13 protein-coding genes and 1 tRNA gene are annotated in these 14,253 nt (G+C 69.9%); 5 read left to right on the top strand and 9 right to left on the bottom strand.

Annotated elements, in window-relative coordinates:
* Positions 1-71: 71 nt before the first annotated feature.
* The 4 genes from OG295_RS17980 to dnaK are packed head-to-tail and all read right to left on the bottom strand — an operon-like array spanning position 72 to position 4,280.
* A complete protein-coding gene (locus OG295_RS17980) occupies positions 72-536 on the bottom strand; it encodes a heat shock protein transcriptional repressor HspR (protein ID WP_371677785.1) in 465 nt (154 codons plus the stop codon).
* Position 537: 1 nt separating this feature from the next.
* A complete protein-coding gene (gene dnaJ, locus OG295_RS17975; RefSeq protein WP_371677784.1) occupies positions 538-1,725 on the bottom strand; it encodes a molecular chaperone DnaJ in 1,188 nt (395 codons plus the stop codon).
* Between the two features lie 39 nt (positions 1,726-1,764).
* Positions 1,765-2,436, bottom strand: coding sequence for a nucleotide exchange factor GrpE (gene grpE / locus OG295_RS17970; protein WP_356210992.1), 672 nt, complete (start codon positions 2,434-2,436; stop codon positions 1,765-1,767).
* Positions 2,436-4,280, bottom strand: coding sequence for a molecular chaperone DnaK (gene dnaK, locus OG295_RS17965; RefSeq protein WP_371677783.1), 1,845 nt, complete (start codon positions 4,278-4,280; stop codon positions 2,436-2,438). The genes grpE and dnaK overlap by 1 nt, the downstream gene beginning before the upstream one ends.
* Before the next feature lie 311 nt (positions 4,281-4,591).
* Between dnaK and OG295_RS17960 the strand changes: the two genes are divergently transcribed.
* Positions 4,592-5,167: a sugar transferase gene (locus tag OG295_RS17960; RefSeq protein WP_371677782.1), complete on the top strand. Its 576-nt coding sequence runs from the start codon at positions 4,592-4,594 to the stop codon at positions 5,165-5,167.
* A gap of 110 nt (positions 5,168-5,277) precedes the next feature.
* Positions 5,278-7,908 (top strand): heterodisulfide reductase-related iron-sulfur binding cluster, encoded by a 2,631-nt coding sequence (locus OG295_RS17955; RefSeq protein WP_371677781.1) that lies wholly within the window; start codon positions 5,278-5,280, stop codon positions 7,906-7,908.
* A gap of 64 nt (positions 7,909-7,972) precedes the next feature.
* Here OG295_RS17955 and OG295_RS17950 read toward each other — a convergent pair whose 3' ends face one another.
* Positions 7,973-8,326: a hypothetical protein gene (locus tag OG295_RS17950; protein ID WP_371677780.1), complete on the bottom strand. Its 354-nt coding sequence runs from the start codon at positions 8,324-8,326 to the stop codon at positions 7,973-7,975.
* Positions 8,327-8,560: 234 nt separating this feature from the next.
* Here OG295_RS17950 and OG295_RS17945 point away from each other — a divergent pair, with 234 nt between their 5' ends.
* A complete protein-coding gene (locus OG295_RS17945) occupies positions 8,561-9,493 on the top strand; it encodes a YIP1 family protein (protein WP_371677779.1) in 933 nt (310 codons plus the stop codon).
* Between the two features lie 56 nt (positions 9,494-9,549).
* Here OG295_RS17945 and OG295_RS17940 read toward each other — a convergent pair whose 3' ends face one another.
* Together OG295_RS17940 and dcd are read right to left on the bottom strand one after the other, a co-directional pair.
* On the bottom strand, positions 9,550-10,047 hold the full coding sequence (locus tag OG295_RS17940) for a phosphoribosyltransferase (protein ID WP_371677778.1): 498 nt from the start codon (positions 10,045-10,047) through the stop codon (positions 9,550-9,552).
* Complete coding sequence (gene dcd, locus OG295_RS17935) at positions 10,044-10,631, bottom strand: dCTP deaminase (protein ID WP_371677777.1); 588 nt, start codon at positions 10,629-10,631, stop codon at positions 10,044-10,046. The genes OG295_RS17940 and dcd overlap by 4 nt, the downstream gene beginning before the upstream one ends.
* A gap of 477 nt (positions 10,632-11,108) precedes the next feature.
* On the opposite strand from dcd, the gene OG295_RS17930 reads away from it, so the two are divergent.
* A tRNA-Gly gene (locus OG295_RS17930) sits at positions 11,109-11,179 on the top strand.
* Between the two features lie 100 nt (positions 11,180-11,279).
* Here OG295_RS17930 and OG295_RS17925 read toward each other — a convergent pair.
* Positions 11,280-11,912, bottom strand: coding sequence for a TetR/AcrR family transcriptional regulator (locus OG295_RS17925; RefSeq protein ID WP_371677776.1), 633 nt, complete (start codon positions 11,910-11,912; stop codon positions 11,280-11,282).
* A 127-nt stretch (positions 11,913-12,039) separates the two neighbouring features.
* Here OG295_RS17925 and OG295_RS17920 point away from each other — a divergent pair, with 127 nt between their 5' ends.
* The gene (locus OG295_RS17920; protein ID WP_371677775.1) at positions 12,040-12,978 is read left to right on the top strand and encodes an alpha/beta fold hydrolase; all 939 of its coding nucleotides are present in this window, start codon (positions 12,040-12,042) and stop codon (positions 12,976-12,978) included.
* Positions 12,979-13,286: 308 nt separating this feature from the next.
* On the opposite strand, the gene OG295_RS17915 is transcribed toward OG295_RS17920, so the two are convergent.
* Positions 13,287-14,225 carry a LysR family transcriptional regulator gene (locus OG295_RS17915; protein WP_371677774.1) on the bottom strand — a complete coding sequence of 313 codons (939 nt, stop codon included), beginning with the start codon at positions 14,223-14,225 and terminating at the stop codon, positions 13,287-13,289.
* Positions 14,226-14,253: the final 28 nt, after the last annotated feature.

Here is a 14,253-nt window from a genome sequence, read left to right as displayed (position 1 = left end):
CACGGCCGCCGGTACGCGCGGGCCCCGCCCGGGAATCCCGGGCGGGGCCTGCGTACGCGTACGGCGGGAGGTCAGTCCATCGGGCGCTTGGGGCGCCAGACGACCAGGGCGCTGCCCGGCTGCGGCGGCTGGTACGGGACCAGGTCGCGCCGGTACGAGGCGTGCACCTGGGCCTCACGGGCCTGGAGGGCGGCGGCCGCCCCGTCCACGACGGTGGACAGCTCGGCGACGCGCTGCTGGAGCGCGGCCACCTGGTTCTCCAGTTCGATGATCCGCTTGATGCCCGCGAGGTTGATGCCCTCGTCCTGGGACAGCTGCTGCACCGTGCGGAGCAGTTCGATGTCCCGGGCGGAGTAGCGCCGGCCGCGGCCGGCCGTCCGGTCCGGGGAGACCAGACCGAGCCGGTCGTACTGCCGCAGGGTCTGCGGATGCAGGCCCGAGAGCTGGGCGGCCACCGAGATCACGTAGACCGGGGTCTCATCGGTGAGCTGGTACGCACCGTTGCCGAAACGGGGCTGTCGTCGGTGGCCGTCCATGTCATGCTCCCTTCGCGGACTCGAACAGCAGGGCGCGCGGGTCCTCGGAACCCGTCGCGTCGCGGTACATCTCCAGGGCCTCGCGGGCCTTGTCGGACAGCTCCGTCGGAACCGCCACCTCCACCGTGACGAGCAGGTCGCCGCGGGTGCCGTCCTTGCGGACCGCGCCCTTGCCGCGGGCCCGCATCGTACGTCCGCCGGGGGTGCCCGGGGGGAGTTTCAGCGTGACCGCCGGCCCGTTCAGCGTGGGCACCTTGATGTCGGCGCCCAGGGCGGCCTCCGTGAAGGTCACCGGGACCGTCACCGTGAGGTTGTCGCCGTTGCGGCCGAACACCGGGTGGCCGTCCACGTGCACCACCACGTAGAGGTCGCCCGCGGGGCCGCCGCGCTCGCCCGGAGCGCCCTTGCCGCGCAGCCGGATCCGCTGGCCGTCGGAGACGCCCGCCGGGATCCGGACCTGCATGGTCCGCGAGCTGCGGGCACGCCCGCTGCCCTTGCAGACGTCGCAGGGGGTCTCCGCGATCAGGCCGCGGCCCTTGCAGTCCGCGCAGGGATCGGTCAGCGAGAAGCCGCCGCCGCTGCCCCGCGACACCTGACCGGTGCCGACGCAGGTCGGGCACACCCGGGGGGTGCCGTTCTTGTCGCCGGTGCCGGAGCAGGCCTTGCAGGGGGCCTGCGAGGACATCCGCAGCGGGACGGTCGCGCCGTCCACCGCCTCCGTGAAGGAGAGCGTCACCTCGGACTCGACGTCCTGGCCGCGGCGCGGCTGGGTGCGGGTCCCCGCACCCGGGCCGGAGCCGCGGTTGAACAGGCCGCCGAAGACGTCGCCGAGGCCGCCGCCGAAGCCGCCTGCCCCTCCCGCTCCGCCGCCCTGGGCGCCCCCGAAGAGGTCGCCCAGGTCGAAGTTGAAGGAGCCACCGCCGCCGCCCGGACCGGGGCGGAAGCCACCGTTGCCGAACAGCGCGCGGGCCTCGTCGTACTCCTTGCGCTTCTTGGCGTCACCGAGGATGTCGTTCGCCTCGGAGATCTCCTTGAAGCGCTCCTCGGCCGAGGCGTCGCCCTTGTTGGCGTCCGGGTGGAACTCGCGCGCGAGCTTCCGGTACGCCTTCTTGATCTCGGCCTCGGTGGCGTCCTTCGGGACACCGAGGACCTTGTAGTAGTCCTTCTCGACGAAGTCCTTCGTGCTCATCCCCGGTGGCCCTCCTCTCGGATCCCTACATGTGGTGCGTCAGCCCTTTTCGGGGGCATCCGTGTCCTTGTCGGACGGCTCGTCGCCCTCCGCGGACTCGGACTTGGCGGCGGGTGCCGCCCCCGGCTGGGGCTCGGCCACCGCGACCCGCGCGGGACGGATCGTACGCTCGCCGATCCGGTACCCGGGCTGGAGGATCGCCACGCAGGTGTCCTCCGTGACGTCCGGCGCGTACGAGTGCATCAGGGCCTCGTGGATCGTCGGGTCGAAGGGCTCGCCCTCCTTGCCGAACTGCTGCAGGCCCATCTTGGCCGCCGCGGTCTCCAGCGACTCGGCCACCGACTTGAAGCCGCCGACCAGTTCGCCGTGCTCGCGCGCCCGGCCGATGTCGTCGAGCGTCGGCAGGAGCTCCGTCAGCAGGGACGCGACCGCGATCTCCTTGACGGCGATCCGGTCCCGCTCCACGCGGCGGCGGTAGTTCTGGTACTCCGCCTGGAGCCGCTGGAGGTCCGCGGTGCGCTCACCCAGAGCGGTACGGGCCTGGTCCAGCTGCGCCAGCAGAGCCACGTCTGCTGCTGCGGAGTCCCCGGCCGGGGCCGCGGCCTCCTCCTTGTCGGAGGAAGCGGCGGCCTTCGGCTCGGCGGCGTCGTCGGACGTGCCGTCGGCGGGGACTTCGGGCTTCTCGTCGAAGCCCGGGGTCTCCTCCGACATCAGGCAGCGCCACCCTTCGGCTTCTCGTCGTCGACGATCTCGGCGTCGACGACGTCGTCGTCGGCCTTGGCCTGGCCCGCGTCACCGGCGGGGGCGCCGGCCTGGGCGGCCTGGGCGTCGGCGTAGATGGCCTGGCCCAGCTTCTGGCTGATCGCGGCGAGCTTCTCGGTCGACGTGCGGATCTCGGCCGCGTCGTCGCCCTTCAGCTTCTCCTTCAGCTCGGTGATGGCCGTCTCGACCTCGGTCTTGACGTCACCGGGGACCTTGTCCGCGTTCTCCGAGAGGAACTTCTCCGTCTGGTAGACGAGCTGCTCACCCTGGTTGCGGGACTCGGCGGCCTCCTTGCGGCGCAGGTCCTCGTCCGCGTACTGCTCCGCCTCCTGGCGCATGCGGTCGACCTCGTCCTTGCCGAGCGAAGAGCCGCCGGTGACGGTCATCTTCTGCTCCTTGCCCGTGCCGAGGTCCTTGGCCGTGACGTGCATGATGCCGTTCGCGTCGATGTCGAAGGAGACCTCGATCTGCGGGACGCCACGCGGGGCCGGCGGCAGGCCGGTCAGCTCGAACATGCCGAGCTTCTTGTTGTACGCCGCGATCTCGCGCTCGCCCTGGTAGACCTGGATCTGCACCGACGGCTGGTTGTCCTCGGCCGTCGTGAAGATCTCGGACCGCTTGGTCGGGATCGTGGTGTTGCGCTCGATGAGCTTGGTCATGATGCCGCCCTTGGTCTCGATACCGAGGGACAGCGGGGTCACGTCGAGGAGCAGGACGTCCTTGACCTCACCCTTGAGCACACCGGCCTGGAGGGTGGCGCCGATGGCGACGACCTCGTCCGGGTTGACGCCCTTGTTGGCGTCCTGACCGCCGGTGAGCTCCTTGACGAGCTCGGCGACGGCCGGCATGCGGGTGGAGCCGCCGACCAGGACCACGTGGTCGATCTCGGACAGGTTGATGCCCGCGTCCTTGATGACGTTGTGGAACGGGGTCTTGCAGCGGTCGAGCAGGTCCGCGGTGAGCTGCTGGAACTGCGAGCGCGTGAGCTTCTCGTCCAGGTGCAGCGGGCCCTCGGCGGAGGCCGTGATGTACGGCAGGTTGATCGTGGTCTCCGTGGAGGAGGACAGCTCGATCTTCGCCTTCTCGGCGGCCTCGCGCAGACGCTGGAGCGCCATCTTGTCCTTGGACAGGTCGACGCCGTGGCCGTTGGCGAACTGCTTCACCAGGTAGTCGACGACGCGCTGGTCCCAGTCGTCACCACCGAGGTGGTTGTCACCGTTGGTGGCCTTGACCTCGACGACGCCGTCGCCGATCTCCAGGAGCGACACGTCGAAGGTGCCGCCACCGAGGTCGAAGACGAGAATGGTCTGGTCGTCCTTGTCGAGGCCGTAGGCCAGGGCGGCGGCCGTCGGCTCGTTGACGATGCGCAGGACGTTCAGGCCCGCGATCTCGCCGGCCTCCTTCGTCGCCTGACGCTCGGAGTCGTTGAAGTACGCCGGAACGGTGATGACCGCGTCCGTGACCTTCTCACCCAGGTACGCCTCGGCGTCGCGCTTCAGCTTCTGCAGGATGAAGGCGCTCATCTGCTGCGGGTTGAAGTCCTTGCCATCCAGGTTGATCTTCCAGTCAGTGCCCATGTGGCGCTTGACGGAGCGGATGGTCCGGTCCACGTTCGTGACCGCCTGGCGCTTGGCCACCTCGCCGACGAGGACCTCGCCGTTCTTGGCGAAGGCGACGACGGACGGCGTGGTCCTGGCGCCCTCGGCGTTGGTGATGACGGTGGGCTCGCCGCCTTCGAGAACGCTGACGACGGAGTTAGTGGTGCCCAGGTCGATGCCGACCGCACGTGCCATTTCAATTCCTCCAGCTGACTTGAGTGCAACGGACTCAAGAATGCCGTATCGCCGCGCGGGCGTCAACAGAGGTGAGTCGAGGGCACTCAACCTTTAGGTGCCCCTTACGCTCAATGAGTCGCTGGGGGCCGCACGAAGCCCCCGCCGGAGCCGCCGCGATCCAGGACAACTCCGGCCACCCCCGGGCGATTCCGGCCTCACCCGGCCTTGAGGCGGGGTCCAGGCCGGAGCCACGCCCGAACGGGTTCGAGCCGCCCCGCGCGGCCGCGCGGCGCGCCGGGGCCGCGGCGGCCGTCCGGCACGGTGCTGGCATGCCTTCGCTGCTCTCGCTCCCCGCCCGGCCGGGGCCCCGGCCCCGCCCCCGGCTGCCGCTCCGGCCGCGCCGGCCGTGGCCGGCCAGGCCCCCGGCCAAGCGGGTGTTCGACCTCGTCGGCGCACTGGTCCTGCTGCCGGTGTGCGCCGTCCCGGTCCTGCTGGCCGCCGCGCTGCTCTACGCGACCCGGCGCGCGGGCGTCCTCGTACGGGACCCGGCCCTCGGCCTCGGCGGGCGGCCGTTCCGCACCTGGCGACTGCGTACCGAGGACTCGGGACGGGCCGGAGAACTGGTGGACCGCTGCGCCCTGGACGCGCTGCCGCAGCTGCTCAACGTGCTGCGCGGGGAGATGTCGCTGGTGGGGCCGCGGCCCCAGGCGGGCGCGAACCGGCCCGACCGGCTCTTCGTACGGCCCGGAATGACCGGATTGTGGCAGGTCAGCGCGCGTTCCGACCTCCCCTGGGAGGAGATGGCCCTGCTCGACCGGCACTATGTGGAGAGCCATTGGCTGGGGATGGATCTCGCGATCCTCGCGCAGACCCCTCGGGCGGCCTACCGACAGAGGCATGCCTGAGCGACACAGATCACCGCTCGCCCACCTACATTGCGGCGCGGGAACTGGGTAACCTCAAGCCTTGACTCAATAAGTTACCGCTTAGTAAGTCCCGCCCGAGGAGCCCTCCCATGCAACTCGCCGCGATCATCGTGTCGCTGGTACTGACCGTGGTCGGCGTTGCGCTCATCTCCCGAGCCGTCGCGCAGATCTACCGCTTCGTCAAGCTCGGCCAGCCGGTGCCCTCGGGCAGCCGCACCGACGACCCGACGGCCCGGAGCATCACGCTCGCCAAGGAGTTCGTCGGCCACACCAGGATGAACCGCTGGGGCGTCATCGGCGTCGCGCACTGGTTCGTCGCCGTGGGCTTCCTGACCCTCGGCCTGACGATCGTGACGGCGTACGGCCAGCTCTTCAAGGCCGACTGGGTGCTGCCGATCATCGGTGGCTGGCTCCCGTACGAGCTCTACACCGAGTTCATCGCGCTGTTCACGACCCTCGGCATCGTGACCCTGATCGGGATCCGGCTCGCGAACCTGCCCTCCCGGGCGGGCCGCAAGTCGCGCTTCGCGGGCTCCAAGGCCGGGCAGGCGTACTTCGTCGAGTACGTCATCCTCACCATCGGCCTGGCGATCATGACCCTGCGCGGCCTGGAAGGCGCCATCCACGGCGTCGACCACTACGAAGCCGCGTACTGGGCCTCGTACCCGCTGGTCGCCGCGTTCAACGGGCTCAGCTACGCCGCCCTGCAGAACCTGATCTACCTGACCGCCATGATCAAGCTCGGCACCACCATGGGCTGGGCGATCACGGTCGGCCTCAACACCAACATGGGTGTCGCCTGGCACCGCTTCCTCGCCTTCCCGAACATCTGGTTCAAGCGCAACGCCGACGGCGCCACCGCGCTCGGCGCGCTCCAGCCGATGACGAGCGGCGGCAAGGAGATCGACTTCGAGGAGCCGGGCGAGGACGACGTCTTCGGCGTCTCCCAGGTCGAGCAGTTCTCCTGGAAGGGCATCCTCGACTTCTCCACCTGCACCGAGTGCGGCCGCTGCCAGTCGCAGTGCCCGGCCTGGAACACGGGCAAGCCCCTGTCCCCGAAGCTCCTGATCATGTCCCTGCGCGACCACGCGCACGCCAAGGCCCCGTACCTGCTGGCCGGCGGCGGCAAGGACATGGAGGGCAACGAGAAGGCCACGCCCGAGCAGCTCAAGGACGTCCCCGCCGCCGCCCTGGCCGAGGCCGAGCGCCCCCTCATCGGCACCGCCGAGGAGAACGGCGTCATCGACCCGGACGTGCTGTGGTCCTGCACCACCTGCGGTGCGTGCGTGGAACAGTGCCCCGTCGACATCGAGCACATCGACCACATCGTCGACATGCGCCGCTACCAGGTGATGATCGAGAGCGCGTTCCCGTCGGAGGCGGGCACGATGCTCAAGAACCTGGAGAAGAAGGGCAACCCCTGGGGTCTGGCCAAGAAGCAGCGCGTGGAGTGGACGAAGGAGGTCGACTTCGAGGTCCCGATCATCGGGAAGGACGCGGAGGACCTCTCCGAGTTCGACTACCTCTACTGGGTCGGCTGCGCGGGCGCGCTGGAGGACCGGGCCAAGAAGACCACGAAGGCCTTCGCGGAGCTCCTGAACATCGCGGGCGTCAAGTTCGCGATCATGGGCGGCGACGAGAAGTGCACCGGTGACTCGCCGCGCCGCCTGGGCAACGAGCCGCTGTTCCAGCAGCTGGGCCAGGAGAACGTGGCCATGCTGAACATGGCGTTCGGTGAAGACGATGAAGATCCTTCGACCCGTAAGCCGAAGTCGGCGAAGCGGATCGTCTCGACCTGCCCGCACTGCTTCAACACCATCGCGAACGAGTACCCGCAGCTGGGCGGCGAGTACGAGGTCATCCACCACACGCAGCTGCTGCAGCACCTGATCGACGAGGGCCGCCTCACGCCGGTCACCCCGGTCGACGGCCTGATCACCTACCACGACCCCTGCTACCTGGGCCGGCACAACAAGGTCTACACGCCGCCGCGCGAGATCATGTCCGCCGTGCCGGGCCTGCGCCAGCAGGAGATGCACCGCCACAAGGAGCGGGGCTTCTGCTGCGGCGCGGGCGGCGCGCGGATGTGGATGGAAGAGCGCATCGGCAAGCGCATCAACAACGAGCGCGTCGACGAGGCCCTGTCCCTGAACCCGGACATCGTCTCCACCGCGTGCCCGTTCTGCCTGGTCATGCTGACGGACTCGGTCAACGGCAAGAAGAACGACGGCCAGGCCAAGGAATCCGTCCAGGTCGTCGACGTCGCCCAGCTCCTGCTGGAGTCGGTCAAGGCCCCGGAGCCGACGGAGGCCGAACTGGCCGCCGCCGCCGCGCAGGCCGAGGAGGAGGCCGCCGCCGCCAAGGCGAAGGCCGAGGCGGAAGCGAAGGCCAAGGCCGACGCGGAGGCTGCCGCCAAGGCGAAGGCCGAAGCGGAAGCGAAGGCCAAGGCCGACGCGGAAGCCGCCGCCAAGGCGAAGGCCGAAGCGGAGGCCGAGGCCGCCGCGGCGAAGACGGCAGCTGACGTCGACGCGGAGCCCGAGGCCGAGACGAAGGCCGAAGCCGACGCGGACGCGGACGCCGACAAGTCGGAGGCTCAGGCCGAAACCGAAGCCGATGCTCCGGCCAAGGACGAGTCCCAGCCCGAGTCCAAGCCCGAGGACGAGGCCAAGGACGAGGCCAAGGACGACGAGGTCAAGGACGGGGCCGCGGGCGCCAAGTAGGCCCCGGCACCGCACGCGAACGGCCGGTCCCCCACCAGGGGGACCGGCCGTCGCCGTGTACGCACTAGCCGCGCCCGCGCCCGCGCATCGCGAAGCCCAGCCCGGCCGCGCCCACCGCGGCCATGCCTCCGCCCGCGGCCAGCAGCACCGGGGTGTGGGACTTCGGAGCCGCGTCGACCGCCGCCGCACCGGCCTTCACGCCGCCCGGGACGACCCGGACCTGCGTCTCCGTGGCGACGACCGTCGACTTCGGGGCGACCGGCATCTCGACCGGCTGCCCGCCCCCCTCGACCGGTGGCGTCACCGGCGGAACCCTCGGCGAGTCCGCGAAGGCGGATCCCACGGGCAGCGCCAGGACGGCGGCGGCCCCGGTGAGGGCGGCGGCGGTACGGAGGGCGGTGCGGCGGGTGCTGCTCATGACAAGGGCTCTTTCCGTGCTCGTTCACGACTCCGTGGCGGCGACGGTCACAACCTACGGGCACAATATCTACGCATTCCATAGGCAATGTAACGAACCCCCGCAGACCTCGACGCAGCCATGTAAACCACCCGACCCCGGGTACCCCTAGGGGATGTCACAGGTCAGCCGCAAAGGCCACGTGTTCCGACGGCCGGGCCACGGCCGCCGCGCGGAGCAGGTACTTTCGATCACGTGGCTGGATTCAGGATCGGACGGGGCCGGGACAACAACCGCCCCCCGCAACAACCCCCGCACGCCCCTCGGCAGCAGCCGTACGGTCAGCAGCAGGCGCCACAGGCGCCGCAGCCGCCGTACGGCCACCAGCCGTACCCGAACGCCGGCCCGCCCCCGCAGCAGCACTGGCCGCAGCACGGCGGCTCAGGGGGCCACGACGAGCCCGAGTACTTCGACCCGTACGGCCGCCCGCAGCACGCGCAGCAGCCGCCGCAGGGCCAGTACGCGGCCCCGCACGAGCCCTCGTACGCGAACGACCCGGGTCACACCCAGGCCTTCTCCGTCGGCGAGGACCCGTACGGCAACGGCGCGACGTACCAGGCGGGCGTCGCCCCGGCCGCGCCCGCCGGACCGCGGCTGCCGTGGAAGGAACTGCTGCGCGGCATCGTCCTGCGCCCGGGGCCGACCTTCTTCCAGATGCGTGACTACGCCGTCTGGGGCCCGGCGCTGACCGTCACCTTCCTCTACGGCCTGCTCGCGGTCTTCGGCTTCGACAAGGCCCGTGAGGACGCGATCAAGGCGACCCTCACCCAGGCGGTCCCGATCGCCCTCAGCACCGGCGTGGCCTTCGTCATCTGCGGGCTGATCCTGGGCGGGGTCACCCACACCCTGGCCCGCCAGCTGGGCGGCGACGGCGCGTGGCAGCCGACGGTCGGCCTGTCGATGCTGGTCATGTCCCTCACGGACGCGCCGCGCCTGCTGTTCGCGATCTTCCTGGGCGGCGACAACATGCTCGTCCAGATCCTCGGCTGGGCCACCTGGGTGGCCGCCGGCGCCCTCTTCACCTCACTGATCAGCAAGTCGCACGACCTGCCGTGGCAGAAGGCGCTCGGCGCCTCCGCCATCCAGCTGGTCGCCCTGCTGTCGATCATCAAGCTCGGGACCCTCTAGCCCCGGGTACGCGAGAGGGGCCCGGCGCGCAGTGCGCGCCGGGCCCCTCTCGTCGTTCACGCGTCGAGGACCTGGCCCTCGCGCTTGACCACGGGCGGCTCGACCGACCACGGGAAGTTGATCCACTCGTCGGTCTTCTTCCACACGTACTCGCACTTCACGAGGGAGTGCGACTTCTCGTAGACGACCGCGGACCGCACCTCGGCGACGTGGCCGAGGCAGAAGTCGTGGACCAGCTTGAGCGTCTTGCCGGTGTCGGCGACGTCGTCGGCGATCAGCACCTTCTTGTCGGTGAAGTCGATCGCCTCGGGCACCGGCGCCAGCATGACCGGCATTTCGAGGGTCGTACCCACGCCCGTGTAGAACTCCACGTTCACGAGGTGGATGTTCTTGCAGTCGAGCGCGTACGCCAGACCGCCGGCCACGAACACCCCGCCGCGGGCGATGCTGAGGATGATGTCCGGCTCGTAGCCATCGTCGGCGATGGTCTGCGCCAGCTCGCGGACGGCGTTGCCGAACCCCTCGTAGGTCAGGTTCTCCCGTACTGCGCTCATGCCTCGTGCCTCACCTGGGTGCGGTGGAAGTTCTGGAAGGACCGCGAGGCGGTCGGCCCGCGCTGGCCCTGGTACCTGGACCCGTAGCGGTCACTGCCGTACGGGAACTCCGCGGGCGAGCTGAGACGGAACATGCACAGCTGCCCGATCTTCATGCCCGGCCAGAGCTTGATCGGGAGCGTGGCGAGGTTCGACAGCTCCAGCGTCACGTGCCCGGAGAAGCCCGGGTCGATGAAGCCCGCGGTCGAATGCGTCACCAGTCCCAGCCGGCCGAGGCTGGACTTCCCCTCCAGTCTGGAGGCGATGTCGTCGGGCAGCGAGATGACCTCGTACGTCGAGGCCAGCACGAACTCGCCCGGATGCAGGATGAAGGCCTCGTCCCCTTCGGGCTCGACCAGCCGGGTCAGATCCGTCTGCTCGATCGCGGGGTCGATGTGCGCGTAGCGGTGGTTCTCGAACACCCGGAAGAACCGGTCGAGACGCACGTCGATGCTGGAGGGCTGCACCATCGACTCGTCGAACGGGTCAATGCGAACCCGTCCGCTGTCGATCTCGGCCCGGATGTCTTTGTCGGAGAGAAGCACGTCCCGAGGATACGCAGAGCGCGCGGGCCACCCCCAATCGGAGCGACGCCCGCGCGCCCGCCTTCCCCGGCCTGCCGGACCGCCCGCCTAGCGCTTGACGCCGCCCACGGGCACCGCGTGCCTCAGCCGCGCGCACCGCGGACAGCGCAGCAGCCGCCCGGGACCGATCCGGCCGGCACCGAGGTGCTGCAACGGGAACGAGGCGGTACTGAAAACATGCCCTTCGGCACAACGGACGACTGTGTGCTCCATCGAGTCCCTTTCCCCAACGAGCCGTACTGCGATGAATCGCCACATTAGGGGATGATCGGGACCCACTCCAGCCGCCGCTCCGCCCCCTCACGCTACGCCCCAACTCCCGCACGCACGAACCCTGCTGCACCACTTCCGGGACCGCCGCACCACGGGGGAATTCACCGCAGGTCGATCATGGGGTACAGTGTGCAACGGTAAGGCTCCAGGCAACTGGACCGCCGTGCGGATGTAGTTTAATGGTAGAACATGAGCTTCCCAAGCTTATAGCGCGGGTTCGATTCCCGTCATCCGCTCTTACAAGAAGGCCCAGGTCAGCGACCTGGGCCTTCTTCGTTGTCTAGACCTTTCAGAGCCCACGCGCCGTTCGTATGCCACAAGTGCCGCAGCAGCGCGTCAGATTGGGCCTCCGTTCGTCAACGTCCCGGCGGTCGAGAAAATCCGATCCAGGTGGTGATGGAGCACCGCGATCGCCGACTCCGGGCTCCGCTGACCCACGAGGATGCTGGTACCCATGGTCGCCGCCATCGCGAGCAGACTGATCGCCTCCGTGCGCGCGTCGGCGTCCGGGTCGGCCAGGCCGGCCTCCTGTGCCTGTTCGAGAAGTCCGGTCAGAGCGTTCTCCGCGGCGTCGGGGTTGTCGATGAAGGGCTGGGCGGCCAGCGCCTCGTCGGTCACAGACAGAATGGCGTACGAGCTGTACAGCAGGTGGAACGTGCGGCTCTCCTCATCGGTCGGCAGCGAGGCCAGCAGCAGCGCCTCCACCGTGGCGCGCGGGCCCGGGTCCGGGCCGACAGCGGCCAGTCGGGCGCCCACCCTCGCGGTGAAGCGGTCGGTCAGGTGTCGGAGGCCGTAGAAGAGCAGCTTTTCCTTGGTCTCGAAGTAGTACTGCACGAGCCGGAGCGACACACCGGCCTCCGCGGCCACGTCCCGCATGCCGACCGCATGCAGCCCGCGCCGCCCCGCGACCTGGATGAGCGCCTCGGCGATCTGGGCGCGCCGCTCCTCGTGATCCACACGCTTCGGCATGTTCCTGTGTCTCCGCCTGTCGATAGTGGGTTCGCGGTCCGCTACCCGAACCCCTTCATGATACCGCCGTACCACATTGGTGGTACAGTCGTACCACGACGAACGGATCTTCCCAGGAGGTGCCGCCGTGCCCGAGAACACCGCCCGCGTACGCCGCGATGTCGGCCGCTACATCAACGACACTCTGCGCGACCGCTACTTCGCCGCCGCGGACGTGCTCTACGCGATGGGGGCACCCGTCCGCTCCGAGACGGATGTGGAGACCAGCTTCGGCACCACCCACGTCTACCGGTACGGGCCTTCGGACCCCGCCGCCGAGTCCCGGACCCCGATCGTCCTGATCCATGGCGCGGGCTACAGCTCGGCCATGTGGTACCCCAACACCCCCGGTCTCAGCCTCGACCGCCCCGTCTACGCGCTCGACACGCCGGGCGACGCGAACCGCAGCGTCCACCGCGAGCCCATGTGGCAGCCCGAGCGCGCCGCCCAGTGGATGGACGAGGCCCTCGACGCCCTCGGCCTCGACCGGGTCCACCTGGTCGGCTCCTCTTACGGCGGCTGGCTGGTGCTCAACCAGGCCCACCGCCGACCCGGGCGGCTCGCCTCCGTCACCGCCCTCGACCCCGGCGGGCTGGAGAAGGTCGGCCTGCGCTTCTTCGCCTGGGTCTTCGTGAGCCTGTTCGCCACCTTCGCCCCCAAGGCGCTGCGCCCCCGGCTCGCCAAGTGGCTGGACCAGCCGGTCATAGCCGTCCCCGAGATGCGCAAGTGGATCCACCTCGGCGCCCGCGCGTACCGGATCCGCCGCCCCGCACCCCTGCCGCTGGCCGAGGACGCGCTGCGGTCCATCCGGACCCCGCTCTACGTCATCATGGGCAAGCACAGCCTGCTCGTACACCCCAAGCGGCAGCTGGAGCGCGTACCGCGCCTCGTTCCCGGAGCCCGCGCCGAGATCATCACCGCGACCGGCCACGGACCGCAGATCGACCACCCGGACGTGGTCAACGCCCGGATGCTGTCCTTCATGGAGGACGCCGATTCCCTCGACCCTGCTGCGGTCGAGGCATAGGGCTACGGCAGGGAGAAGCGGCCGTAGGCGGCGCCCACTCCGTGCCACAACGTGCCAGTAGGGGCGGTAAACAGCGGTCAACACGGGGTCGCCGGAAGCAGCCCGGACGGATCCGCCGGCGAATATCCCCGCAGGTCAGCGGGCATATGCACACCCAAGTACCGGGTGATTCCCAAGCCTATAGCGCGGGTTCGATTCCCGTCATCCGCTCCATGACAAAGCCCCAGGTCACCGGCCTGGGGCTTGTTTGCTGTCTAGACCTATCTGGGCCCGCGTGCCGCACGTGCCATAAGTGCCGTACCGGGGCGTCAGGTTGGGCTCCGAGACGCCGCACCCGGCGCTGTGAGGGTTGTGCGCAGCAGGTCCAGGAAGACGGTGGCCGCGGGGCTGGAGGGGCCGTCCGTCCGCCAGGCCAGAGCGACCCGGGCGCGTAGCAGCGGCTCGGTGATCTGCAGCGTCCGCAGCCCGAGGGCTGCCGCCGCGCCGACAGGGAGAGCGGGAACCACCGCCACGCCGAGGCCGCGGGCGGCGAGCTGTGCGAGGAACGGCAGAGCGGCTGCCTCGAAGGCGATACGGGGCCGGAACCCGGCCTGCGCCGACGCACGGTCGAGTACTCCACGGATACCCGTGCCACGCGGCAGGCTGATCAGCGGGCGATCGCGGAGTTCGGCCAACGGAATGCTCGTGCGGTCCGGGGGCGTGAGGGCGGGGTCGTCCGGGGCGACGGCTGCGACCAGAGGTTCGTCGACCAGGACCTGGACGGAGATGCCCGGTGGCGGTTCCTCGTGCGCGAGTCCGATCACGGCGATGTCGAGCTCCCCACGATTCAGTGCAGTGAGCATCCGCTCCGAGGCGTCCTCCGTCAGGGCGATCTCGACCTGGGGGTGGTCCTCGTGGAAGCCTGCCAGTACGGCGGCCAGGTCGAACTCATGGGCTGCCGCGGCTGCGCCCGAGACGAGGCCGAGGGTGACGTGACCGCGCAGCAATCCGGTGAACTCGTCAGCGGTCTGCCGTACCGCTTCGACGGCGGAGAGCGCGGCCCGCGCGTACGGCAGTACAGCCTCGCCCACCTCCGTCAGGGTCACCGACCGGCCGGAGCGGTCGAGCAGCGGGTGCCCGAGTTCCTTTTCGAGCTGGCGGACTTGGGCGCTCACACCCGGCTGCGCCAGGTGCAGACGGGCGGCGGCGCGGGTGAAGTTGGCTTCCTCCGCGACCGTGACGAAGTACCGCAGCTGCCGGATGTCCATAACTCATCATTCTAGTTGTGAGACATGC

Origin of the sequence: Streptomyces sp. NBC_01276, assembly GCF_041435355.1 — a bacterium.
Taxonomy (GTDB): Bacteria; Actinomycetota; Actinomycetes; order Streptomycetales; family Streptomycetaceae; genus Streptomyces.
Note: the sequence above shows the minus strand (reverse complement) of the source record. Positions and strands in the feature narration are given on the sequence as shown.

Excerpts from the sequence above, each read along its gene's own strand:
- dnaJ (WP_371677784.1), bottom strand. The coding sequence starts at position 1,725 with ATGAGCACGAAGGACTTCGTCGAGAAGGACTACTACAAGGTCCTCGGT.
- OG295_RS17940 (WP_371677778.1), bottom strand. The coding sequence starts at position 10,047 with ATGAGCGCAGTACGGGAGAACCTGACCTACGAGGGGTTCGGCAACGCC.
- OG295_RS17955 (WP_371677781.1), top strand. The coding sequence starts at position 5,278 with ATGCAACTCGCCGCGATCATCGTGTCGCTGGTACTGACCGTGGTCGGC.
- OG295_RS17980 (WP_371677785.1), bottom strand. The coding sequence starts at position 536 with ATGGACGGCCACCGACGACAGCCCCGTTTCGGCAACGGTGCGTACCAG.
- dnaK (WP_371677783.1), bottom strand. The coding sequence starts at position 4,280 with ATGGCACGTGCGGTCGGCATCGACCTGGGCACCACTAACTCCGTCGTC.
- OG295_RS17960 (WP_371677782.1), top strand. The coding sequence starts at position 4,592 with ATGCCTTCGCTGCTCTCGCTCCCCGCCCGGCCGGGGCCCCGGCCCCGC.
- OG295_RS17925 (WP_371677776.1), bottom strand. The coding sequence starts at position 11,912 with ATGCCGAAGCGTGTGGATCACGAGGAGCGGCGCGCCCAGATCGCCGAG.
- grpE (WP_356210992.1), bottom strand. The coding sequence starts at position 2,436 with ATGTCGGAGGAGACCCCGGGCTTCGACGAGAAGCCCGAAGTCCCCGCC.
- OG295_RS17950 (WP_371677780.1), bottom strand. The coding sequence starts at position 8,326 with ATGAGCAGCACCCGCCGCACCGCCCTCCGTACCGCCGCCGCCCTCACC.
- OG295_RS17915 (WP_371677774.1), bottom strand. The coding sequence starts at position 14,225 with ATGGACATCCGGCAGCTGCGGTACTTCGTCACGGTCGCGGAGGAAGCC.